Below are 25,330 nucleotides of genomic sequence, written 5' to 3'. Positions count from 1 at the left end.
AGTTGTTGTGTTGGTCTGGATATCATTCATAATTTAATATCTAACTGGATAATAAGCGTAATATCCAGTTTCACATATCCGTCTTATATGAAAAAGGGAATATCAAGATTTGGAAATTATGTAAAAAAATAATTAAACAAACTTTATAATATATAAACCCTCACACCGATCAGGCTTCCCATCCATCACAGCTCCGCCACATCCAAATATCCTGGCAGTCGAGTCGATACCACCGCATGTTGTGGGGAGGGCTAGAGAAAAACCACCTTCACCCGATTCAACAAAAGATTGGGATTGACCCTTCAGGTCGACACAATCCTAAAGGTTAGCAGCTTATTTTGACGCTAATTTGATATGGAAAGATGTAGCATAATTTGGGTTTCTGGTATTTACTTCAATCAAATACTCACCAGGAACTAAAAATATATTCTTCATCACCGCACCATTTCTCCTGTAAAAAGGCTTTATTTCTTTTATCCTTGGCTAACTGCGATGCAGCCGCCGTGAACAAGTACTTGACCGGACCCGCATAGCCAAGATATCCGGTTAACCGCATATCATTAATATCTGAATGGTATACGACTAGAAACAATTGTGATATTTGTCCTTGAAGCATTTCTTCATAGACTCTGTTCATATCTTTGAAGTCTTCCATATTTTTAGATAGACGGTCGTTTTAACAATATTCCTGAGTGATAAGGCGACCCCAGATAAAGTCAAACACCAAAAAGCAAAACCTCTTTGGCATCCTGAAATGTGCAATAAATAAAACTATTATTCTCTATACTCTAGAAACAATTATATCAATAACGTCTTTTATAATGCAACAAATTTGAACAATATTAATAATGACTATTGTTGATTGGAAAGAGACTCTATATATAGCACCTGCCCCTCCCGGGAAAGGCCAATATTGTGATCAGAAGCAAGGCGAAAAGACTAAACTTAAGGGAATTTCAGATAAAAACAGAATATTTCCAAAGAACAATGTTGAAATAACTACCATATTGTTGATCTGGAGGGAGTTTACGCCAGTGGCCAACAAGTGACTTAATGCATCAACGCGAAGAACATTTTTCATGGACGAGGATGGCCAAAGCCAGATCCAAAACAGAAAAACCAATGCTTTCATAAATTGTACTATCTTTGTCTGATACCCTGCCCTTTTGCTGGCCACCCATAATGGGCATCGGGCAATGCCAGGGTGGCAATGGCCGCAGCAGCCCCTGTCTTAAAGTTGGTCATGTCCAGAAAATCCATGAAGGAATACCAAGGACATGGAAATCAGTGGGGTAGACTTGCTTAATCCCTGGTTATGAAAGGCCAGCACCCCAGATTCACCGGGCACATTCCCATTTTTCCGGTTTACTCACAATATGGTTCATTTGTCATAGTTGGTGGGATGAACGGGGTCAGGCTTGTGTTATTGGCGTTATCTTTTCACAGCCTGTACAAACGCCAAAACCAACGATAATGCCAATAACGCAAGCCTGACCCCTCTCTGTGATCTGCGCAGAGAAAAAAATCCCATGCCAACATTCCAGGAATGGCAGCTGTTCACTCTTTTCCCAGATCCATCTCTTCCATGAACCGGTAATCGGTAATATCACACTGCAGGGGGGTAATGGAGATAAAGCCTTCATTAATGGCAGCGTCATCAGACGTTCTCATTCTGCCGGCCGGGGGCATGTTGCCATACCAGAAATAGGCACGTCCCCGGGGATCTTCCCGTTTATCAAATTGAGTGGAGATGTTCTCCATGGTCTGACAGGTCAGCCGCACCCCCTTTGTTGCCCGGATAAGCCCCGACGGGGCATTAATATTCAAAAACGTATGCCGGGGAAGCCCCTTTTGAAGCACCTTTGCGGCAACGGTTTCGGTGTAAGCGGCCATGCCATCAAAATCCATCACTGACCCGATCTTGATGGACACCGCCAGAGCGGGCAGCCCGTTTAATGCGGCTTCCCTTGCGGCCCCTGCCGTTCCGGAGTAATGAATATTCACCCCGGTGTTAGACCCGGCATTAATACCGGATATCACCAGATCTGGCGGCGTATCATAGATGTCAAACAAAGACAGCTTTACGCAGTCCGCCGGTTTTCCATCCACGGCATAAATGACGCTTTGGCCATCCTGGCGGATCTGTCTCATGCGCAGGGGTTCATTGATGGTGATGCCGTGCCCCACGGCGCTTCGCTCACCATTGGGGGCCACCATGATCACCTCATGGTGTAGTCGAAACCGCTCATAAAGAGCCTTAATACCGGGGGCTTTATAGCCATCATCATTGGTCAGTAATATTCTCATCAGCCATACCTTGTTGTTTTTTTTTGTTAAATCGTTTAATGGGTAAACAGGGTATGCCACAGCCCGTGATTTGTCAAAAAAAAAGCAACTGGCGGGCTTGGTCACAGCTGAGCCTCAATTACCAGGCAGTTTCAGCAAGATAGCTCGGGAGCAAGCCCAAACATGAACTTTAAGGGGATACCCCCAAATTCATTTTATCCGGTAGGTATAGGCAATCATCATCTGATTTCTGTCCTCTATGTTCAATGCCGCCTCAAGTCCGGCACAATCAAGGTTGACATTTATGGCCTCCTTGGTCATGCGAAGGCCCATGGGGTTTTTTTCCGCCATGGTTCTGGCAAGCCCTTCCGCCGTTTTCAGCATCCCCTCCTTATTAACCACCCGGGAGGCAAACCCCAGATCCATGGCCGTTGAGGCATCCATCCAGTTCCCGGTGAGAAGGTATTCATAGGCCCGGCCTGCTCCGATGAGACGGGGCAGAAAATAGGAGGAGGCCATGTCCGCGCCGCCAAGACCGATATTGATATACGCCGCGGAAAACCGGGCATCCTCGGCCAGAATACGTATATCCGAGGCCATGGCCAGGGAAAACCCGATGCCGGCGGCGGCCCCGTGGACACAGGTGATGATGGGCTGGGACAGCTGACGCATGGCAAGGAACAGCCGGCTCATGCGGGCCTGGGCATCATAGGCCTTCACCGGTGACATGGCAAAAATATCCGGGGCATAGCCCTTGGTGTCAAGGCCGGCACAAAAGCCCTTGGCACTGCCGCCGTCAAGGATGATCACCCGGGTGGTTTCATCGTATCTTCGCTCCCTTAAAAAGGTTTCAAAGGCTTCTACCATGGGCAGATCAAAGGCATTATAGGTTTCCGGGCGATTCAGGGTCAGGTATCCGATTCCATCTTTTACTTTAAATTCCAGGGGACTGGTGGATTTCTCTTCGTTCATTTTATTTTTTCTTCCTTTTGGGTTCCTAAGCAGTGAAACAGGCCTCGGGCATATCCATGGTCACCCCATTGCTGTGGGTCAGGGTATGGGACAAGGCTTTTATTTTTGGCAATTCATGGGAAAAATAGTACCTTGTCACATGGATTTTACCCTCGTAAAACAATACATCCGATTTTTTCAGGGATGGACTTTCCAACGCAGTTGCCGCTGCCCCGGCCATGGCCAGCCACTGCCAGGCAATGACAAGGGTTCCGAACATTTCAAGATACAGGGTGGCATCGGCCAGATAGGCCCCGGCACCCTTTTCCATGGCCAGAGCACCCAGGGTCATGGTGGTTTCCTCAAGAAGGCTGATCCCCCAGGACAACTCCTCTGCCATATGTTCAAGGGGTTTGTGCTGACTGACACGTTCCATGCAAGCCACCATCTCCTTTTTCAACAGCACCAGTCCCCTGCCGTCTTCCATGACCACCTTCCGACCCAGCAGATCCATGGCCTGGATACCCGTGGTCCCCTCGTGGATAGGATGAATGCGCATGTCCCGAAAATGCTGCTCCACGGGAAAATCCTCGCAGTAACCATATCCGCCAAAGCATTGCAGGCTCTGACTGACACTTTGAATTCCCATCTCCGACGGGAAGGACTTGGCCACAGGGGTGAGCAATTCCAGAAGCAGATGATACTGCTTTTTATCCGGATAACGGGTTAAAATATCCTCCCAGATACCGCATTGCAGAATCAGGGCCAGGGCGCCCTCAGAGATGGCTCTCTGGAACAAAAGCATGCGTTTCACATCCGGATGCCCGATGATGGGACGTTGGGGGGCATCCCGGGAATCGGTAAGTGCCCTGCCCTGCTTCCGGGTCCGACAATAATCAAGGGCTGAGTGGTAGGCCGCCGTGGCTATGGCCGTCGCCCCCATGCCCACTTCCAGGCGTGCACTGTTCATCATCTTGAACATGCAGGAAAGCCCCCGGTGGGGTTCTCCCACCAAATATCCCCGGCAATTGTTTTTTTCACCCAGACGAATGCCCGTGATGGGGGTGCCCCGGTATCCCAGTTTATGGAACACCTGGGTGACAACGACGTCATTGTCCACCAGTTCTCCCTGGTCATCGGGCCGTAATTTTGGAACCACAAACAAAGAAATCCCCTTTGGACCCGGAGGGGCATCTTTGATCCGTGCCAGCATCAGATGAACGACATTGTCCACCCCGTCATGATCCCCGGCAGAAATAAACACTTTTTCACCGGAAATGGCATAATCGCCCCCGGCAAGGGGAACCGCCATGGTGGACAAATCGCCCAGGGAACTGCCCGCCTCGGGTTCTGTCAACGCCATGGTTCCCTGCCATTTCCCTGCCAGCATGGGGGGCAGGTAAATCTCCTGGAGGATGCTGGAACCAAATGATAGAATCAGCCGGGCCGCACCGATGGTGAGTCCGGAATAGGCAGATGCCGAATAGTTGGCTGCGGCAAAGATAAAATTAATACAGTGAAGCAGGGTAGCCGGCATGTTTTCGCCGTCCCATTGTTCGGGAAATACGGCGGATATCCACCCGTCATGGCCCAGGGTTGTCAAGATACGACGCACATCCGGGTGAACCTGCACCTGTCCCCCGGAAAGTATGGGCGGATTTCTGTCCATCTCTTCAAAAATGGGATGCAACGCCTTTGTGGCAAACTCCAGGGCCGCCGCAAGCACCATATCCATGGATTTTTCATCATGGCCGTTCAATGCCTGGGCATCTGCTTTGTCCATGGCCGCCACGGTGGTGTGAAGGGTAAACTGTAAATTTTTCATGCTCATGAATTTGTCTGCCATGAATCATCCTCAAATTGGGTAGTCGGTTTTGGGTACTGGGTACCGGGTTCTGGGTTCTGGGTTCTGGACGTCGGGTGCTGGAATCAAACACAGTAAGGTTTTTTTATTAGAAAATAAAACGTCCGAGCATCCTCAGCAGAGCGCCCCCCCCCCCGATGGGCAATAGGAACCGGGCAATCGAGCTGTCTACAGTTCCGGTCCGGGCCCATTGCCCGTCGGGGGGGCGGCGGCATAATACCATTTTCAATATTCGTTGTGTCCGACAGGACATGTGGATTTTATATAAAAATACCCACAGCAAAGCCCCCGGCGGGCCAAGAATCAGGCCCATTGGAAGCCAATGGCGGGCTGTTATACCAGCATACCCCCGTCACAGATCAGGCTGGCACCCGTGGTAAAAGAAGCCGCATCGGACACCAGATACAGAACGGCTCCGGCCATCTCCTCCGGTGCAGCATATCGTCCCAGGGGGATCTGGGCCAGGGCATGTTTACAGATTTCGTCAGATGAGATAATGGCGCTGGCAAATTTAGTGTCGGTGAGTCCCGGCAGCAGGGCATTTATCCGGATACCTTTGGGGGCAAGTTCCCGTGCCAGGGTCTGGGTCATGTTCACAAGGGCCGCCTTGGTGGCCGAGTAAACCCCCTGGAACATCGCCGGTTTTACGGCATTCACCGAGGCGACATTTACAATGGCTCCTTTGTCTTTCATCAGGGGTACGGCATGCTTTATCATAAAAAACGGGCCTTTAACATTCACATCAAGGGTTTTATTCCAGACATCCTCATCGGCGGTGATCATCTCACCAAAATGGGGATTGGCGGCGGCATTATTCACCAGAATGTCCAGAGCCCCGTAGGTATCCACAATTTTTTCATACATGGCCTTGATCTGGTCCGGGTATCCCGTGTGGCAGGCCATGGCCCGGGCATCAAAACCTTCTTCCCGGATACTGGCTGCAGCCTGTTCCAGGGATTCCAATCTCCGGCTTACCAAGATGCATCTCGCCCCGTTCCGGGCCAGTTTCTGTGCAACGGCAAATCCAATCCCCCTGCTGGCTCCCGTGATAACCGCAACTCTTTTGTCCAGATTAAAGTCTTTCATCTCCTGCGCACCTCCATTTAAGATAAAATCAACAGGGAAGCCTTGGGGGCCTTGCCTTTGGAAATCCCCCTTCCCCCCGGTGGCCCAAAGCGCCAGGTCCCGACAGGGTAATCATCCGGGCGGCGCAATGCGTCTGCCATCATTTTTATCGGGCCTGGTCACAAGCCGGACCCCATTGGCCGCCAGCTGTGACGGGTGGCCCATGTTACGACCAAACCATTTTTATCCATTTGACATATCCCATGCAGAAGAACAAATCAAGGCAAAAAATGAACGAACGTTCGTGATTTAATAAGCTTGTACCAAGCACTTAAAGAGAAATACCCCAGATGCCCCTGGTATAATCACGGATGGTGCGGTCCGTGGGAAATTTGCCCATGCCGGCGACATTTAAAATCGCGCGTCTACGCCATTCAGCCCTATCTTCGTACACCTGGCTCACCGTATCATTGATGCCGTACCCATAGGCAGGAATTTTAAGGGTGGTCTTCAGCACTGAAATCAAGTAATATTGTGGCCATGACTGAACTGATCCTGACAGAAAAATTTTCCGTGGCAGCTGACTTTGCCAAGGCCCTGGGAATCAAAAAAAAGGCAGATGGATTCTTTGAAGGAGAAACCCATGTCATCACCTGGGCCGTGGGTCATCTGGTGGAGCTGTTTGCCCCCGACGATTATGATCCGGGGCTGAAAAAATGGCGGCTGGAAACCCTGCCCCTGATTCCCGACACCTTTCAATATAAACCCATCCGGCAAAGTCATAAACAGCTGAAAATCATTAAATCCCTTGTAAAACAGCCCCGATTTTCCCGGATCATTATCGCCACCGATGCCGGACGGGAAGGCGAAGTAATTGCCCGTACCATTCTTTTTCAATCGGGGTTTAAAGACAAAGGTCGTCTCATGCGGTTCTGGACCAGCCAGGCCCTGGTACCCCAGGTGGTCCGGGCCACCCTGGAGCAATTAAAGCCCATCACCGACTATGACAGATTATGGCGGGCAGGATATTACCGCCAGGTGTCCGACTGGCTGGTGGGCATGAACCTCACCCGGGCACTCACCGTGCGCCTGGGCGACCTCTTTTCCGTGGGCCGGGTGCAGACCGCCGTGCTGGCTCTTCTGGTGGATCGAAAAAAAGAACGCGAGAACTTTGTACCGAAAACCTTCTGGCTCTTAAAAATATTGTTCAAAGGAGACAAGGGGGAATGGACCGGCCAGTGGTTCAAAAACAAGCAAACCCGCATCACCGAAAAAATCAAGGCAGAAACCCTTCACCGGCAATTAAAGGAAGAAACCGCCCCTGGAACCGTCTTGTCCATAAAAAAAGAGAAAAAAACAGAGCCGCCCCCGCTGCTTTTTTCCCTCACCGATCTTCAACAAGAGGCCAACACCCGCCTGGGATTCCCGGCAAAGAAAACCCTGGCCATTGCCCAAACCCTTTACCAGGACAAAAAATGCCTGTCCTATCCCAGAACCGATTCTCGGGTGCTTGGCACCACCAGCCTGGAACTGGTTAATTCCATTATGGAAAAACTGTCCCCGGCCCATCCGGACATTTTCAACACCGTGGATCATCGTCTGGTGGCTCTTTCCAACAAACGGGTATTCAACGATGCAAAACTAACCGATCACCACGCCCTGATCCCCTTTAAACCCCTTCCCGGGGGGACAAGTCCCGACGAACAGAATCTGTTTGATCTGGTGACACGACGCTTTGCCGCCGCGTTTCATCCCCATTGCCGGTTTGAAAACACCCATGTGATCACCCTTTTTTCCAACGAAACCTTCCAGACCCGGGGAAAGGTGATTCTGGAGCCCGGCTGGCGCACCGTCTATCAGACCGGATTCGGCACCAAAGAAGAGGCCCAGCCCATCCCTGCCCTTGCCCAGGGAGACACAGCCTCTGCAGACAAGATAATCTGCGAGGAAAAACAGACCACCCCGCCACCGGAGTACTCCGATTCCCTCCTGTTAAAGGACATGACCAACCCCGGCAGGTACGTGTCCGAAGAGAACATCAAAAAATTCTATCGGGGGGACATCGGCATCGGCACCCAGTCCACCCGGGCCCAGATCATGGAGACCCTGATCCAGCGAAACTACATTGAGCGATCAGGAAAACGGCTGATCGCAACGGACAAGGGCTGTTATCTCATTGAACAATTGAAAAAATGTCCGGTATCCGGGGTGCTGACATCCCCTGAAGAAACGGCAAGGTGGGAGATGGCCTTAAACGCCATTGCCCTGGGAGAAACCGCCGATGGGCGATTCCTGGCCCACATCAAACAGTTCATCACTGATGCCGTCACCGAACTTAAAACCGCACCCTTTGAAGCCAAACAGTTTGCCGCTGCTTCCACCGCAAAACAGGTGGTGGGAACCTGCCCGGCCTGCGGTAACACCGTGCTGGAACACCAAAAACTATTTGCCTGTGCGACCACCGGATGTGAGTTTGTGATCTGGAAACGCATGGCCGGGAAAAGTATTTCGGCAAAGATGGCCGCCAATCTTCTGACCTACAGGAAATCCGGCCCCTTCAACGGTTTTATTTCCAAAAAGAAAAAGAAATTCTCAGCCACCCTTGTCATCACCCCCAAAGCGGGTAAATGGCAGGTGAGTTTTGATTTTGACACTCAGCAATCCCCCGCCACACCACCGGGGGTGGCTTTTTCTGATTCCATGGACAGACTTGACAATACAGATCATCCGGTCTCCACTACCCCCCGGCTACCTGACAACAACAAATCGTCCAGCTCAAGCCCGAAAAACCTGTCGGAGGGCTGTAAAACACATACCACCTCAACGTCTGATTCACATAAGGACTTCTGCTGCCCCATGTGCAAGGGCAAAATTATTGAAGGCAAAACAGCTTTTGGTTGTGCCAACTGGAGGCCTGAAGCAGGAAACTGCCGCTTTGTGATCTGGAAGGAAATTCTAGGCAGACGTCTCACAGAAAAAAACATCCTAACCCTTGTCCAGGGCAAAAAAACACGGCCATGGGTCTTCAAAAGCCCTGATGGTGATAAATTTAAGGCATCTCTTAAAATGATCTCCACCAACGGCAATCGCTTTGGCCTTCAGGTAATACCCGGTGACCGCGATGTCAACGGCGTTGAAAAAATCATTCCATGTTTACGATAGCAGGTCTGTCCCAGAAGGATACTTATACTCAATGTTATGATGGGATTGATCAAGTCCGAAACTTTGATAAAAAAGGCCCATGCCTATGACCATTGACCCGGCTTTAAATAAAATCCTGTACCACTTGTATGAAACCAACAATGTGGATCTTTCCGGGTACCGACAGACCATGATCCAGGATCACATTTACAAGCGATGTGACGTCACCAGGTGTAAAGACAATTATGATTATTTAATCTACCTCCAAAACAATACACATGAAGCCCATGTACTGATTGATTCACTGACCATCAATGTAAGCTGGTTCTTTCGAAATCCCTTAACCTTTGAATATATTGCAAATCATATCCTTCCGGTTCTTGCCCATGAAAAAGTAACAGATAAAACCCTTTCCCTGCGCATCTGGTCCAACGGCTGCGCCATGGGAGAAGAACCCTATTCCATGGCCATTTTAATCAATGAACTGTGTGAAAACACCCAAAAAAAATTAGATACCACCATCTTTGCCACGGACATTGACCGGACTGTTTTAGCAAAAGCCAGGCAGGGCATCTACGAATTTGAAAGCATTAAAGATGTTAAATACCGACTGTTAAAAAAATTTTTCTCCATGCAGGGCAATTTCTTCCGCCTGAATGCGAAAATAAAAGAAAGAGTGTTCTTTTCACCCTATGATATCCTGAATAAAAACAGTTACGCTCCTCCGGAAAGCGTTTTCGGGGGCTTTGACATGGTTTTATGCCGAAACCTCATGATTTATTTCAACGCGGCCTACCAGGAAAAAATATGTAATAAACTGCATAAATCATTGACTAAAAATGGATATCTGATATTAGGAGAAGCAGAGAGGCCTGCTGAAACCTACCGGAAATATTTCAAAAAGGTAAATGAATGCTGTCATATTTATCAAAAAATTCAGTAAATCCCTTCAGGTTCAAAAGCATTAAAGCAAAGCTGCTTTTCTGGTTTCTTGTTATGGGAATGCTGCCCTTGATCATCGGCATCACCATCACCTGGAACCAGCAGATCCGATCCATAAAAAAAGAAAGCATAAGTAAACTTGTGGCCATCCGAAACCTTAAAACCAGACAAGTGGAAGCCTGGCTGGACACAAGAATCGCAGACATTAAAACAGCATCCTGTGACAATGAACTGGTTCAACTGGAAAACCTCCTGCTTAAAAAAAAAAAAGACCCGGAGGACATGGAAAGCCTTCAAAATATCAGACGCATGCTCATTCGCTTCGTTGAAAATTATGGCGCCTATGAAGAGCTATTAATTCTGAACCCCCGCACCGGTAATGTTGAGATTTCCACAAGTCACTATACCCGACATATAGACAACTCCCGGGAAACATACTTCACCCAACCCATGACCACCCGGAAATTATTCATAAAAGATATCCATGAATCCAAATTATCAGGAAAAAAAACCCTGACTTTTTCCATGCCCATCTTCTGCGCAAAACACAATCAGGAGCACATTGTGGGGATAATGGTGGCAAGCATAGACCTTAAAAACTCCCTTTACAGCCTTCTGGGAGACCGGGTGGGACTTGGCAGAACCGGAGAGTCTTTGATCATAAATGGAGACAGTCTGGCCTTAAGCGAATTGCGCTGGCATGAAGATGCCCCTCTGGACCTTAAGATTCTGGCAACCCCTGCACGCAACGCTTCCCAGGGAAAAAGCGGTGTTATTGAAAGCCTGGACTATCGCGGTGAGGCGGTACTGGCATCCTACAGCCATATTCCCAAGGTGGGCTGGGGGCTTGTGGTAAAACAGGATCTGGCAGAGCTTCACGCCCCCATCAGGGAATTGATGACCAATTTCATCCTGCTTGGTCTGGGGGTTTTGATGGCCATTTTCATCATTGCCATTGTAACGGCAAGGGCCATTGCAACCCCCATCATTGAAATGGCTGCAACCGCGACAAAAATCAAACAGGGAGATCTTTCCGCCAGGAATCATATTTTTTCCGGGCCCAATGAGCTTGTCACGCTTTCAGAAACCGTCAACGCCATGGCAGTGGCCCTGGAATCCCAGGTGGCACTGCGGCAGATCAACGATGGGATCACCCGTGTCATGGTGGACAGCCGGGATCTGGAGACCTTCAGATTCGATATCTTAAAAAAGCTGATCACCGTCACGGACTCCCAGATGGGCGTTTATTTTCTGCTGAACCAGAAAACACGTCAATATGAAGCCTTTGCCAGCATCGGCATCATGGCGGAGCGCTTAAAACCCTTTGATGCAGACAGTCTTGAAGGAGAGACCGGCTGGCTGATCAATGAAGGGAAAATAAGCTTTTTAAAAGACATTCCCCAGGACAACCTCTTTCAATTCAGAACCTTCACCGGCACCCTGCCGCCCCGTGAGATAATCTCCATCCCTCTGTCAATAAACGACACCGTCGTCGGTATTATCTCTCTTGCCAGCGTCAAACCTTATGGCAGTCAAGCCACGGCCGTGATGGAGCAACCCTGGACCACGGGGCTGTCAACGGCATTGTCCAACATGATTGCCAATGCAGAAACGGCAAGGCTTGCCGCAGAACTTCAGTCATCCAATCAGGAACTCCAGGCCCAGGCAGAAGAAATGGCACTCCAGGCCCGGGAACTCCAGCAGACCACCGAAGAATTACAGCAGCAAAACCAGGCTCTGGAGATACAAAGAGAAAAGGTTCAGGAAGCCAACAGGCTTAAAAACGAATTTTTGTCCAACATGAGCCACGAACTGAGAACCCCGCTGAACTCGGTGATGGCTCTGTCCAGGGTGCTCTTAATGCAGACAAAGGACACCCTTTCTGCCGAAGAATTAAACTACCTTGAAATCATCGAAAGAAACGGTAAAAATCTTCTGTCACTGATCAATGACATCCTTGATCTGGCCAAAATTGAATCCGGAAAAATGGAAGTGATTTCCAGGCATATTCACATCGAAGAAACCATTGAAAATATCATGGAAAGGCTGGAACCCCTTGCCCGGGAAAAAGGAATAAAAATTGAGGAAAATATTGACCGGGATCTTCCTGCCATTACCTGTGATGGAAACAGGCTGCACCAGGTTCTCCAGAATATCATGGGCAATGCCGTAAAATTCACCTCCCGGGGAGGCGTGACGGTATCCGCCTGGCATGACCGGAACACCATATATGTAAGGGTATCCGACACCGGCATCGGCATTGCCCCCAAGGAACTACCACATATATTTGAAGAATTCCGTCAGGTGGACGGTACTGCGTCAAGATCCTATGAAGGCACTGGCCTGGGGCTTGCCATTGCCTATAAAACCGCTCAGCTGCTGGGGGGAGATATATCGGTGGAAAGCACCCTGGGCAAGGGCTCCATCTTTACATTTCACTTTCCTGTTCACACCAACGACACACCAGAACCGCCCCAGGTGTCTCCCCGGCCAAGGGTGCAAAAGCAAGACTTTCCGACACTGAAATCAACACCTCCCTGTTACCGGCTGTCCCCTGAGAACAATACCAAAAGACTTCTGGTGGTGGAAGACAATGAATCTGCAGTGATTCAAATAAAAATGATTCTTGAAAAAGCCGGATATCATGTGGATATTGCCACCAGCGGTCAACAGGCCCTGAATTACATTGCAGGCACCATCCCGGATGGCATTATTCTGGATCTGATGATGCCGGGCATTGACGGATTTGAGGTGCTGGAAAAAATGAGAAACACCCGGGCCACCGCCGGTATTCCCGTTCTCATCCTCACGGCAAGGGATCTCACCCCCGAAGACCTGAACAAATTAACATCCAATAACGTCCAGCAGCTGGTACAGAAAGGAGACATCGACGTCCAGGGGTTGCTTGGAAAAATAAAGTCCATGCTGGGCGAACCCAAGGAAGAAGCTTCAAAAGATGTCATATCCCCTGACCTGGGTCAACCATCTGTGCCTTTGGGAAAAGCCTCCCAGGCCATGATCCTGCCGAACATGAAAAAACAAAAACACCTGAGGGAAAAACCCACGGTGCTCATTGTGGAAGACAATCTCGACAACATGATCACCCTGAAAGCAATCCTTGGAACACAATATGCCATACAGGAGGCAGCAAATGGCAAACAGGGCCTGGATCTGGCCCTGACCGCACTGCCGGACCTAATTCTGCTTGATATATCCCTGCCGGAAATGGACGGATATGGCGTTGTTGAGGTATTAAAAAAACAAGACCTTACAAGACACATTCCTGTCATTGCCCTGACGGCCCATGCCATGAAGGGAGACAGACAAAAAATAATGGACGCCGGCTGTGATGATTACATTTCCAAACCCGTAGATCCGGAAACCCTCATGCCACGCATTGAAAAATGGATGAACTATGCCCAGAATATTAGCAATTGATGATAAAGAAGACAACCTGATCAGCCTTTCTGCCGTATTAAAATTCATGATTCCCGGCTGTGAGGTGATCACTGCAACCTCGGGACCGGAAGGCATCGGGCAAGCAGAAAGGCAGCAGCCGGACACCATCCTGCTGGACATTAAAATGCCGAACATGGACGGATATGAAGTGTGCCAAATTTTAAAAAGCAAGCCAGCCACAAACCATATTCCAGTTATCATGATTTCTGCCATCCGTACGGAATCAAAGGACCTTGTCAAGGGCCTGGACTCCGGTGCGGATGTCTACCTGGCCAAACCCATTGATGAATACGTTCTCACAGCCCAGGTGAAAACCGCCCTCAGGGTAAAGGCGGCAGAGGACAGCCTGCGTCGCCAGAAACAGGATCTGGAGGCGGTGGTCCAGAACCGGACCATCGAGCTGATCCAGACCAACCAGCAGCTGCGCAAAGAAATTGAACAGCATGAACAGGAAAAGGAAAAAAACCGAAAGCTTGAATCACAACTGCGGCAATCCCAAAAAATGGAGGCCATCGGTACCCTGGCCGGGGGCATTGCCCATGATTTTAACAACATCCTTTTTCCGGTTTTCGGCTACACCCAGATGCTGCTTGAAGATACCCCGGAAGAAGGGCCGCTGCGCCACGGATTAAACCAGATCATGGCCGGGGCCGAACGGGCCCGGGATCTGGTCCAGCAGATCCTCACCGTCAGCCGTCGCCAGGAGCAGGTCACAAGACCGCTGCAACCCCACCTCATCATCAAGGAAGTGCTGAACCTGACCCGCTCCTCTCTGCCCGCCACCATCAAGATAAACCAGAATATTGATCCCCAAAGCGGCATGATCATGGCCGATCCCACCCAAATTCACCAGATTGCCATGAATCTTATCACCAATGCATTCCAGGCCATGGCAGACACCGGCGGGGAACTTTCCGTCACGTTAAAACCCATTGAGCTAAAAATGTCTGAACTCAAGCCCGTTGCGCTGAACCCCGCAGACATGACACCCGGAGCCTACATCTGTCTGACGGTTCAAGACACCGGCCCCGGCATGGATAAAGACATCCAGGAACGCATATTTGATCCCTATTTCACCACCAAAGAAAAAGGACGGGGGACCGGGCTTGGCCTCTCCATTGTGAACGGCATCGTCCAGAGTCACAGAGGGCAGATACAGGTATCGAGCCAACCCGGCCATGGGACTGAGTTCAAGGTTTTTCTGCCCAGCATCAAAAAGGTAAAAATCGATTCAGTAAAAGAGCCTCCCACACTGCAGCGAGGAAACGAGCGAATACTGCTTGTGGATGACCAGGAAATGATCATAAGTATGGAAAAGCAAATGCTCACTCATCTGGGCTACCGGGTCATCACCTGCAGCACCCCGGCGGAGGCCCTGAAACTGTTCTGCGCCAACCCCCATGACTTTGATCTTGTGATTACGGATCTTACCATGCCCGGCATGACCGGCGACACAATGGCCGTGCAAATACTTGCCATCCGGGAAGATATCCCCATTATTCTCAACACAGGATTCAGCGAATCCATAACCCAGGAGAAGGCAAAAGCACTGGGTATCAAAGAATTATTAATGAAACCGGTAACCATGGATCTGCTGGCAAGAACCCTTCGACGCGTCCTTGACAACTCTTTTTCAGGAGGTAAAGCCCATGAAGTATCAGTGCATCATTTATGAAAAAAAAGAGACAATCGGTGTCATCAAACTCAACAGACCCCGGGTACTAAATGCCATGAACCGCCAACTCTGGCTGGAAATGCTGGAGGTGCTGGAGGCAGCCCGGGGGGATAAAGCGGTGAAGGCCCTTATTTTTACAGGCGAAGGACGGGCCTTTTCCACCGGGGCGGATCTGAAGGATTCCAGAGACAGAAGCATTGAAGATTACAGAATCTACCTGGAATCGCTGCAAGAGGCTTCCCGAAAAATCATCCGATTTGAAAAGCCCACCATTGCCGCCATAAACGGGTATGCCCTGGGTTCCGGATACGAACTGGCCCTGGCCTGCGACATCCGCATTGCCGCCAGGGATGCCCTGATAGGATCACCCGAGGCGAGGGTAACCTCATCTGTCACAGGTGGTGCCTTCCGGCTGGTGCAGGATCTGGTGGGGCCGGGAAAGGCAAGGGAACTTCTTTTCACCGCCGAAAACATCACCGGTGAAGAAGCTGCTGCCATAGGCCTTGTGAACAAATCCGTTAATCCTGAAGATCTGATGAATGAGGCTTTTAACATGGCGACAAAAATTGTGGCCAATTCTGCATTTTCCTTGAAACTCATCAAAAAAGGTTTTCTCATGGCCCAGGGAGAAATCAGCCTTGAAGCCCTCATGGATTACGAGGTGGAAGCCTGTCTGGCCTGCGTTTCCACCAGGGAAAGAGATCAATCATTGGCAAATTTTGAACAACGGAAAAAACAATGATGGACCTGATGGAGCAGGGGCCAGGCTTGCGTCATGGACATTATCCATGATGCTTGGGCTCCGCAGCGGGTTGGGTGGATAACGCCAATAAGACAAGGCAGACCCCGTTCTCGTAAAATCTGCAAACACAAACCGGAACCATCACGTAAAAGGGAATACAGATATGCTTGATAACGTACTCAACGCCAGATCCGTTGCCATTGTCGGCGCCTCAAAGAATAAGACCAAACGTGGATTCCAGGCCATTAAAACCCTCCAGCAAGAAGGGTTTGAAGGCGAAATTTATCCCATTAATCCCAAAGAAGACATTATTTCCGGCTTAAAATGTTATAAAAGCATCACGGAAATTGAGGAACCGGTTGACCTGGCCTTGATTACCACCCCGGCCCGCACCATTCCCGATATCTTAAAACAATGCGGGGAAAAAAACGTGGCAGGGGCGGTTATAATCGCCGGGGGATTCCGGGAACTTGGCGATAAAGGCAAGGCCCTGGAAAAAGAGATGGTACAAACAGCCAGGGAAACCGGTGTACGATTAATAGGGCCCAACACATCCGGTATTATTAACCTTAAAAGTCATATGAATCTTGCGGGAATCCCCAATGTGCCCAGGGGAAAAATCGCCTTGGTGTGCCAAAGCGGGAACATGGCCCTGACCCTGATCACCGAAGCCACAATTAGAAAGCATGAAGGCTTCACCTATTATGTGGGAGTGGGCAATGAATCGGACATAAAATTCCATGAATACCTTGAATTTTTCAGAAATGACCCGGAAACAAAAGCCATTCTCATGTATGTTGAGGGGATGAGTGAGGGTCGAAAATTTCTCCAAGAAGCCCATAAAACAAGCATTCACAAACCCATTATTCTTTTAAAGAGCGGGCGATCCGCCACCGGTAAAAAATCCGCAGGCTCCCACACAGGCTCCCTTGCAGGGATGAATGAGGTGGCAAAGCCCGCTTATGAACGGGCCGGAATCATCGTCATTGAAAATTCAGATGAACTCTTTCCCGTGGCCAATACCCTGGCCAGCCAGCCGGCCATAAAAAACAACGCCATCGCCATTCTTGCCGACGGTGGCGGCCATGCCACCATCGGGGCCGATCTTCTATCTGATTACGGCATTGACCTGCCGGAACTGACCGACCACACAAGGAAGCGGCTGCGGGCCATCTTGCCGGAAGCGGCATCGGTGCTTAATCCTGTTGATGTGGCAGGGGGTACAGACTCCGATCCCAGCCTGTTTGCCGATTGCGCCAAAATTATTTTAAATGACCCCAATGTGGGAGGGCTTCTCATTGTGGGCCTTTTTGGTGGATACGGAATCAGGTTTGAAGAAAGTCTGGCCATAGGAGAAGAGGCCGCCGCCCACCAGTTGGGAGTAATGGTGAAAAAAAAGAAAAAACCCATCATTGTTCATTCCCTTTACAGCGCCTACGACTCCCATGCCCTGGACCTGTTGCGCCACTATAATATTCCGGTACACGATTCTCTGGACGTATCTTGCAAGTGTGTGGCCAGCCTGTGCAAATATGGTAATTATCTAAAATCCTACCATGCCATCACCAGTTTTGTATTAAACTGGCATGCCAAGGCAAAAAAAACCGGGCAACAGATCATTGCCAATGCCCTGAAAGAAAATCGCCATGTACTTCTGGAAAACGAGGCCAAACAGTTAATTAAACTCCATGGTGCCCCCACCTCTGTGGGACATATGGCGAAAAATGAAACAGAGGCATGGAACATCGCAAAACGCATACCAGGCAAAGTGGTGATGAAAATTGTTTCACCGGATATTCTTCACAAAAGTGATGCCTGCGGCGTAAAATTAAACCTGAAATCCGAAGAAGAGGTAAAAAAAGCCTTCCGGGAAATCGTTGAAAATGCAGAAAATTATCGCCCAGGTGCGGATATCAGGGGGATACTTGTGACCCCCATGGCACAAAAAGGCCTTGAAATCATCATCGGCACCAAGATTGACGAACAATTCGGCCCTGTGATAATGTACGGCCTTGGGGGCATCATGGTGGAAATCATGAAAGATGTAACCTTCTGGGTACTGCCCGTCTCCCCTACCTCATGTAAGAAAATGATAGAAGACACCCGTTCTGCCGTGCTTCTGGACGGTGTCCGGGGACAAAAGGGATATGACAAGAAATCGCTTAAAAAACTTATATCCATGTGCTCAGAGCTTATTGAAGCCTATCCGGAAATAAAAGAAATGGATTTGAACCCCGTCATTCTCCATGAAAAGGGCCTGGATGTCGTTGATGCCAGGATTATTTTAAACACTTAACAGGAGGTCAAAATGAAGAAATCTTTACTCTTAACCACCGCCCTTGTCTTTGCACTGACACTTATTCTGGGAACCGGTATCACGGCCCAGGCGAAAACCACCTTTGTCACCATCGGAACCGGTGGCATCACCGGTGTATATTATCCCACCGGTGGTGCCATCGCTAAAATCGTTAACAAAAAGCGAAAAGAATACGGCATCCGGTGTACGGTGGAGTCCACCGGGGGGTCTGTGTTTAATATCAACTCAATTTTGTCTGGAGACCTTGATTTCGGTGTTGCCCAGTCCGATCGCCAGTACCAGGCGGTAAAAGGGATTGCCGATTGGAAAGAAAAAGGTCCCCAGAAAGATCTGAGGGCGGTGTTTTCCATCCATGCGGAAACCGTTGACCTCATTGCCGCTGTGGATGCAGACATCAACAGTTTTGAAGACCTTAAAGGCAAACGGGTCAATATTGGCAACGTGGGTTCGGGATATCGCCAAAATGCCATTGACGCCCTCACCGCCAACGGCCTTAACTGGGAAACCGATTTCCATGCAGAAAGCCTTAAGGCCGCCGAGGCCCCGGGACTGATCCAGGATGGCAGAATTGATGCAGCATTCTATACCGTGGGACATCCTTCCGGATACTACAAGGAAGCCACCTCCGGCGTACGAAAAGTTAAATTTATCCCCATTTTAAATATTGACACTCTGCTTGAAAAATACCCCTACTATGCCAAGGCTGCCACCTTGATGAAAAATTATCCGGGCGCTGCCAACAAAGAACAATCCGTTCCCACATTTGGGGTCAAGGCGACGTTTGTAACCTCCGCCGCTGTTTCCGAAGATGTGGTTTATGCCATCACCAAAGAGGTGTTTGATAATTTTGAAGCCTTTACCAAACTGCATCCGGCCTATGCAGGGCTAACCAAGGAAGCCATGCTGACAGGGCTTTCCGCCCCCATTCATCCTGGTGCCATGAAATACTACAAAGAAGCTGGCCTGAAATAGCATATTGATAATAACCACCATGGCAGTTGCGCCCTTTTCATTTTTGGGGGAACAACTGCCGGATGGATGAAAAATATGAACGATATTGAAATTCAGGAAAAAGAAGAAGGTCTAAAACTGGCCAGAAAAATGGCCCAGGAAGAGGAGGGTATCACAAGAAGACCCAAGGGTGCTGCAAAATGGGTCATCCCCACCATTGCCGTTATCTGGAGCCTGTTTCAACTGTCCATCGCCAGCTGGCTCATCCTTGATTCCACGTATATACGGGCCATTCATCTGGGATTTGCCCTGCTGATTGTGTTTTTGAATTATCCTGTTTTCAGGAAAAAAAAACCGGGATTAGGATTTTTGTCCACCACCCGCAGAATCCCATTGTTTGATTATCTCACAGCCATTACGGCATGCTTTGCCGCCCTCTACATTGTCCTTGATTTTGAGGGTATCACCCTTAGATACGGTGCACCCATCCAACGCGATATTATTGTTGGCATTGCACTTACGCTTTTGCTCCTGGAGGCTGCCAGACGGGTCATCGGCCCTGCCCTTCCCATCATTGCCATATGTTTTTGCGTGTATGCCTTTTTCGGCCCCTACATGCCGGACCTCATCGCATTTAAGGGCACCTCCTTAAATCGCTTTGTGGGACAGATGACCATGTCCACAGAAGGCATTTACGGTATTCCCCTGGATGTCTCCGCCACCATTGTCTTTCTCTTTGTTCTCTTTGGTGCCATGCTGGACAAGGCCGGGGCCGGACATTATTTTATCCAGCTGGCCTTAAGTCTTCTGGGAGGATTTAAAGGGGGACCTGCCAAGGCTGCTGTGCTTGGCAGTGGCCTCACCGGCATGGTATCGGGCTCCAGCATTGCCAACATCGTTACCACCGGTACCTTCACCATCCCCATGATGAAAAAAGTGGGATATCCCCCCACCAAGGCGGCTGCCATTGAAGTGGCTGCCAGCACCGACGGTCAACTGGCCCCCCCCATCATGGGGGCTGCGGCATTCATCATTGCAGAATATGTCAATGTTCCCTATGTGGAAGTAATCAAGGCCGCAGCCATTCCGGCCTTTGCCTCCTATGCAGCTCTATTTTACATCACCCACATTGAAGCATCCAAACTGGGTTTAAGGGGGATGCCAAAGGAAGAACTGCCTGCCTTTTTTAAAACCTTTGTCGGGGGCCTGCATTTCATGCTCCCCATTGCACTGCTGCTCTATGAACTGGTGGTGGTACGACACTCCCCTGAACTTGCGGCATTCCATGCCATCTGGGTCATGGGGTTGATCATGCTTTTTCAAGAACCCCTTAAAGCATACCTGGCAAAAAAGCCCATGGGAGCGGCCATGCGCCAGGCCGTCAATAATATATTTGCCGCCCTGGCCTCGGGTGCCCGCAACATGGTGTCCGTGGCCCTGGCAACAGCGGCGGCGGGAATCATCGTGGGTGTTGTGGCACTGGGATTGGGGGGGCTGATCACGGAAATCATTGATGTCATCTCCATGGGCAATATTTATATCATGCTCATCATCACGGCCCTTGCAAGTCTAATCATCGGCATGGGCCTTCCCACCACGGCCACCTACATTGTCATGGCATCCTTAACTGCCCCGGCCATTGTGGCCATTGCCGGTTACCAGGAGTGGTTTGTGCCGCTAATGGCGGCCCATCTCTTCTGCTTTTATTTCGGCATCCTGGCAGATGATACCCCCCCTGTGGGCCTTGCGGCCTATGCGGCAGCGGCCATTGCCAAATCGCCGCCCATTGCCACGGGGCTTCAGGGGTTCATGTATGATATCAGAACGGCCATCCTGCCGTTCATGTTTATTTTCAATTCAGATCTGATCCTGCATGATATTTCCTCATGGCCCCAGGCTCTTTTAATTTTTTTCATGGCCTGCATTGGCAATTTTGCCTTTGCATCTGCCACCCAGGGATGGTTTGTGGCAAAAAACAAAATCTGGGAAATCCCATTGTTTTTAACTGTCACCATATGCGCCATGCGCCCCGATGCCATTGCCTCCCTGGTAGGATTACCCCATGACCAGCGCTACTATATCTATCCCGTTGCCCTGATCATTTTCGGCATACTGTATCTGTTACAGAAACCCCGGATGCCCCGGAAAGGTGCAAAAAATACCCGGGAAGCCTTTGAAAATCCTTAACAATAAAGGCCATGGCTTGCCCGGAAGCAGTAGATTGTCCCGGCCGGGGGGACTGTGAATGTGCCCCCGGCTCCGACAATTACGCCTGACTACGAATGATGCTGACGAAAAGCGGATTACCTGATTTCCCATGAGAATGATTGGAAAAATTTTAAATTTTATAATATAATCAACCAATGTGTACTCAATCTGGAACTGAAAACGGTATTCAAAGGGTTGGTTTATGAAAGAAATCAAATTATTTTACATATCTCTTTTTGCCTGCACCATGAGTTTAATGGGATGCGGATTGGAAATCCCCCATGAAACAACCCAACGGCCCTTTCTCACGGCTTCATACGTCCTGCAATCTCATTTTTCCATGCCCGGCCCTGCGTTTGTCTTTGATGTGGGTCCTGACGGTCGATTAATGGGTATTTCTGACAATGAGGCCTTGAAGGAAACAACACCGGGTAGCCGGGTTTTTTATAATATGGGCGCCCTTCCCGGCCTGAAATCCAGTCCCTTTGGAGCCTTATTTTTCAAGGTATCCCCCGATGGCAGCCAGTTTGCAGTGGGTGACGGGAATGGCAAAATAGGCATTTTCAACATGACCGACCTGTCAGGACACTGGTTGACCATGCCCCACTTTGATGCTGAATGGGCGGATAACACACGCCTGGCCATCACCCATGGAGAATTCGGGGAACCCAGCCAGGTTTCCTGTGTGAATGTTGACCATCACAAGGCAAAACCTGAAATTATCATCGGGAACATCGGCGGCGCTCCGGCAGGCATAGCCTTTGACGATCAGGGAAATCTGTTTACCGGCAATGGTTTTAAAACCGCAGGCCCCAGCGGCACCGGGACCATCAAATACTTTCCCCGGAGCCTGTGGCAATCAGCCATGGCATCCCGGACCTCCCTGGACTTTGAAACCCAGGGCCAGGTCATTGTGGATATTTTATCTGCATCTTCCCTGGGCTTTGATGACCAGGGAAATCTTCATGTGGGGGGAAGTGATGCCTTTGCAGAAGGAAAAGATATCAACTTTGCCGCCATTATTACCCGGGATGCACTGAATAATGCCATGGTCAGCAACTCCCCCATAGATCCATCCAATGCCCGGGCTGTTCAACGTCTCGATCCGGATACAGAAAATGCCACCAGCCGTTACGGCCTTCAATTCAACCCTGTGAGCCATGAGCTGTATCTTTCCAGCAATACCACCATTTATGTCTGTCAGGCCGGGAATGCCTCCGATCTAAAGACATCCTCTGCCCCTGCTCCCCACAAGCAACACATTTCCCCCAAGCCTGCTTTACATCCCAGATTCCCCGGGACTATTCGGCTGATGACCTACAATGTAGGTGGTAATTTCATGGCCAATGCCCGTCTGGATGACGCCTTTGCAAGAATATTTTCCCATGTTTCCCCGGATATCCTTATTTTGCAGGAATTCACCACCACCATGGCCTTTCTATTACCCGGTCGCCTGGAAAGTATCCTCGGAGGAACCTGGTATATCTTCGGGGGCATGAAATCCGGAATTTATCAAACCATGATCGCATCAAGGTATCCCCTTACACTCACCTCCCAGGATACCCTGCCACCATCGGATATCAGAGGCATCACAGGTGCCTTGGTGAATCTGCCCCGGGAAGAATTTTCCGCAGACATGTATCTCATGGGATTTCATCTGCAATGCTGTGATTCCAAAGAGTTTCTTGCCCAGCGTCAGCGCAGTGCCGATGCCGCCATGGCCTGGATCAGGGATGCAAAAACAATGGGAGGGCAGATCTGTCTGCCGTTGCAAACCCCCATTATTATGGCCGGGGACTTCAATTTTGTCGGGGAACCTGGCCCTGAAAACACCTTTATCACAGGAAATATCAAAAATGAATCCTTGTTCGGACCGGATATAAAGCCGGACTGGGACAACTCAGACTTAAAGGATCTGCATCCCGAAGATCCCAATACGGGCAAGATCAACACCTGGCCGGGTTCCACAAAGAATCCCGATATCCGCTATGACCGCTTTTATTATACGGATAGCACTCTTCCCTCTGTGCGGGGGTTTATTCTGAACACCCTTAATTTCAACGACGAACAGCTGATTCAGGCCGGGGTCCAGAAGGGGGACACCGTTTTTGCATCGGATCATCTGCCCGTTGTCATGGAAATTCGATTTCCGTAGCCACCTAAATTTTATTAACACAACTCTAGAGATGGGAATATCCCGCCAAACACAAAACCGGGATTGATCACAACATGGGCCACTTTGGGGTGGCCAAACCTTCTCCAAAGGATAAGGACACATGAAAAATGGGATATAAAGGCCGGGATGTTGAAGTAAGCATGCTGGAACAGGGGCTTTGCCTTGTGGTGGCCTGTGATTCCTGCGGTGGCATTGGGGAAAAGGATCTGGACCTCTTAAGAGTACCACACCGGCTGGTGGGACAATTAACGGCCCGGGTGGCTCTTATGGAAATACTATGCACAGGGGCTGTTCCCAGAATCATGACCGTGGCAATATCAGCAGAGCCTGAACCCACCGGCAGACAGATTCTTAACGGGGTGCGGGCCGAACTTGAGATGGCCGGATTTAAGGATCTTTGCCTGGCCATAAGCACGGAAAAAAATTTTGTCCCCTCCCAGACCGGCCTGGGCATCGGCCTGACCGGCACATGCCTGCTTGAGAATTTAAAAATTGCGCTGTCCAGGCCCGGGGATTTGGTCTACTGCCTGGGAAGCCCCCGGGTGGGGCAAGAGGTGGCCCAGGCCCCGGCATCCAGCATCATCGGGACAAATCATATTCGGGCTCTTTTGGCCTATCACGAAATCCATGATATTGTCCCCATTGGATCACGGGGTATCCTGGCCGAAGCCGATGAACTGGCCAGGCATACCGGGTCACGATTTTTGCCTGACCCGGTGACAGAACCGGATCTGAATAAATCTGCCGGCCCTTCCACCTGTGCTCTTTTTACCTGTGCACCGGATGTCCTGCCCGAAATTCAGGACGGCCTGCCCCTGACCCGGGTGGGAACTCTGACTGCCCTTGAAGCTGATAACGACCCTGTGGACCAACGATGCAACAAATAATAAAAACGCGGGGTTGTTCATAGCAGCGACCCATCATAACTGTTGGGCCAATGGGGCAGGATTTCCTGAACCCCGTGCCGAATATACAGTAACTATTTTTCCATAAACCATTAAGGAATTTTACATGTCAACAACCATACCAGATCGGAAAGGCGATCTGAACACCCATACCCTGCCTGTTAAGCGTATTGCCTATATGGCGGTTTTTATTGCTCTTAGTGCCGTTGGTGCCATGATCAAAATCCCCAGTCCCGTGGGGAGCATCGGTCTGGACTCGGCACCGGGATATTTCTGCGGCCTGGCATTTGGTTATGTGGAAGGAATCTGCGTTATTTTCATGGGGCATCTCATCACCTCCGGGGTTATGGGATTTCCCCTGGGAATTCCCATTCATTTTTTCATTGCCCTACAGCTTGCGGTGTGGGTGGCTGCCTTTACCTGGGTAAACCGGCAATTTGGAGCTATTCCTGGTGCCGTCATGGCCGTTTTATTAAACGGAGTTGTCTCTGCCTTTACCATGGCCTTGGTCGGGGGTATGGGAGCCGTCCTTGGCACCATGCCATTTTTAATTATCGGGTCCCTTGTCAATGTAGCCATTGCCGTTATTTCTCACCGGATGGTTCATGCCGGAAAATTGGTATAACTCACATGGCTGTGAACACCAGC

Annotated in this window: 18 protein-coding genes; 11 read left to right on the top strand and 7 right to left on the bottom strand. The window is 49.9% G+C overall.

Annotated features, from left to right (window positions below; genetic code table 11):
- Window positions 1–406: 406 nt before the first annotated feature.
- The 7 genes from ACYQ2M_RS21435 to ACYQ2M_RS21405 all read right to left on the bottom strand — a co-directional run bounded on the left by ACYQ2M_RS21435 (window position 407) and on the right by ACYQ2M_RS21405 (window position 6,683).
- Window positions 407–637: a hypothetical protein gene (locus ACYQ2M_RS21435; protein WP_459918432.1), complete on the bottom strand. Its 231-nt coding sequence runs from the start codon at window positions 635–637 to the stop codon at window positions 407–409.
- A 421-nt stretch (window positions 638–1,058) separates the two neighbouring features.
- Window positions 1,059–1,181 (bottom strand): hypothetical protein, encoded by a 123-nt coding sequence (locus tag ACYQ2M_RS21430; RefSeq protein WP_459918439.1) that lies wholly within the window; start codon window positions 1,179–1,181, stop codon window positions 1,059–1,061.
- Between the two features lie 376 nt (window positions 1,182–1,557).
- Entirely contained in the window at window positions 1,558–2,307 is a 750-nt protein-coding gene (surE, locus tag ACYQ2M_RS21425; protein ID WP_459918431.1) for a 5'/3'-nucleotidase SurE, read from the bottom strand.
- Window positions 2,308–2,496: 189 nt separating this feature from the next.
- The gene (locus tag ACYQ2M_RS21420) at window positions 2,497–3,258 is read right to left on the bottom strand and encodes an enoyl-CoA hydratase/isomerase family protein (RefSeq protein WP_459918430.1); all 762 of its coding nucleotides are present in this window, start codon (window positions 3,256–3,258) and stop codon (window positions 2,497–2,499) included.
- Window positions 3,259–3,283: 25 nt separating this feature from the next.
- Entirely contained in the window at window positions 3,284–5,083 is a 1,800-nt protein-coding gene (locus ACYQ2M_RS21415) for an acyl-CoA dehydrogenase family protein (RefSeq protein ID WP_459918429.1), read from the bottom strand.
- Between the two features lie 351 nt (window positions 5,084–5,434).
- Window positions 5,435–6,187, bottom strand: a complete 753-nt coding sequence (locus tag ACYQ2M_RS21410) for a glucose 1-dehydrogenase (RefSeq protein WP_459918428.1) — start codon at window positions 6,185–6,187, stop codon at window positions 5,435–5,437.
- 310 nt (window positions 6,188–6,497) lie between these two features.
- Complete coding sequence (locus ACYQ2M_RS21405; protein ID WP_459918427.1) at window positions 6,498–6,683, bottom strand: glycogen/starch/alpha-glucan phosphorylase; 186 nt, start codon at window positions 6,681–6,683, stop codon at window positions 6,498–6,500.
- Between the two features lie 23 nt (window positions 6,684–6,706).
- On the opposite strand from ACYQ2M_RS21405, the gene ACYQ2M_RS21400 reads away from it, so the two are divergent.
- The 11 genes from ACYQ2M_RS21400 to ACYQ2M_RS21350 all read left to right on the top strand — a co-directional run bounded on the left by ACYQ2M_RS21400 (window position 6,707) and on the right by ACYQ2M_RS21350 (window position 25,307).
- Entirely contained in the window at window positions 6,707–9,328 is a 2,622-nt protein-coding gene (locus ACYQ2M_RS21400; protein ID WP_459918426.1) for a type IA DNA topoisomerase, read from the top strand.
- A 79-nt stretch (window positions 9,329–9,407) separates the two neighbouring features.
- Window positions 9,408–10,250, top strand: a complete 843-nt coding sequence (locus tag ACYQ2M_RS21395; RefSeq protein WP_459918425.1) for a CheR family methyltransferase — start codon at window positions 9,408–9,410, stop codon at window positions 10,248–10,250.
- Window positions 10,220–13,687 (top strand): response regulator, encoded by a 3,468-nt coding sequence (locus ACYQ2M_RS21390; RefSeq protein ID WP_459918424.1) that lies wholly within the window; start codon window positions 10,220–10,222, stop codon window positions 13,685–13,687. The genes ACYQ2M_RS21395 and ACYQ2M_RS21390 overlap by 31 nt, the downstream gene beginning before the upstream one ends.
- A complete protein-coding gene (locus ACYQ2M_RS21385; RefSeq protein ID WP_459918423.1) occupies window positions 13,665–15,383 on the top strand; it encodes a response regulator in 1,719 nt (572 codons plus the stop codon). Before ACYQ2M_RS21390 ends, ACYQ2M_RS21385 begins: the two co-directional genes overlap by 23 nt.
- Entirely contained in the window at window positions 15,358–16,125 is a 768-nt protein-coding gene (locus tag ACYQ2M_RS21380; RefSeq protein ID WP_459918422.1) for an enoyl-CoA hydratase/isomerase family protein, read from the top strand. The genes ACYQ2M_RS21385 and ACYQ2M_RS21380 overlap by 26 nt, the downstream gene beginning before the upstream one ends.
- A 163-nt stretch (window positions 16,126–16,288) precedes the next feature.
- Window positions 16,289–18,421: an acetate--CoA ligase family protein gene (locus tag ACYQ2M_RS21375; protein WP_459918421.1), complete on the top strand. Its 2,133-nt coding sequence runs from the start codon at window positions 16,289–16,291 to the stop codon at window positions 18,419–18,421.
- A gap of 12 nt (window positions 18,422–18,433) precedes the next feature.
- The gene (locus ACYQ2M_RS21370; RefSeq protein WP_459918420.1) at window positions 18,434–19,414 is read left to right on the top strand and encodes a TAXI family TRAP transporter solute-binding subunit; all 981 of its coding nucleotides are present in this window, start codon (window positions 18,434–18,436) and stop codon (window positions 19,412–19,414) included.
- Between the two features lie 75 nt (window positions 19,415–19,489).
- Window positions 19,490–21,580, top strand: a complete 2,091-nt coding sequence (locus ACYQ2M_RS21365) for a TRAP transporter permease (protein WP_459918419.1) — start codon at window positions 19,490–19,492, stop codon at window positions 21,578–21,580.
- Window positions 21,581–21,803: 223 nt separating this feature from the next.
- A complete protein-coding gene (locus ACYQ2M_RS21360; RefSeq protein ID WP_459918418.1) occupies window positions 21,804–23,756 on the top strand; it encodes an endonuclease/exonuclease/phosphatase family protein in 1,953 nt (650 codons plus the stop codon).
- Window positions 23,757–23,884: 128 nt separating this feature from the next.
- Window positions 23,885–24,664, top strand: coding sequence for an AIR synthase related protein (locus tag ACYQ2M_RS21355; RefSeq protein ID WP_459918417.1), 780 nt, complete (start codon window positions 23,885–23,887; stop codon window positions 24,662–24,664).
- A 124-nt stretch (window positions 24,665–24,788) separates the two neighbouring features.
- Complete coding sequence (locus ACYQ2M_RS21350) at window positions 24,789–25,307, top strand: ECF transporter S component (RefSeq protein WP_459918416.1); 519 nt, start codon at window positions 24,789–24,791, stop codon at window positions 25,305–25,307.
- Window positions 25,308–25,330 lie beyond the last annotated feature (23 nt).

The sequence above is a fragment of the Desulfocicer niacini genome (assembly GCF_054657595.1).
Note: the sequence above shows the minus strand (reverse complement) of the source record. Positions and strands in the feature narration are given on the sequence as shown.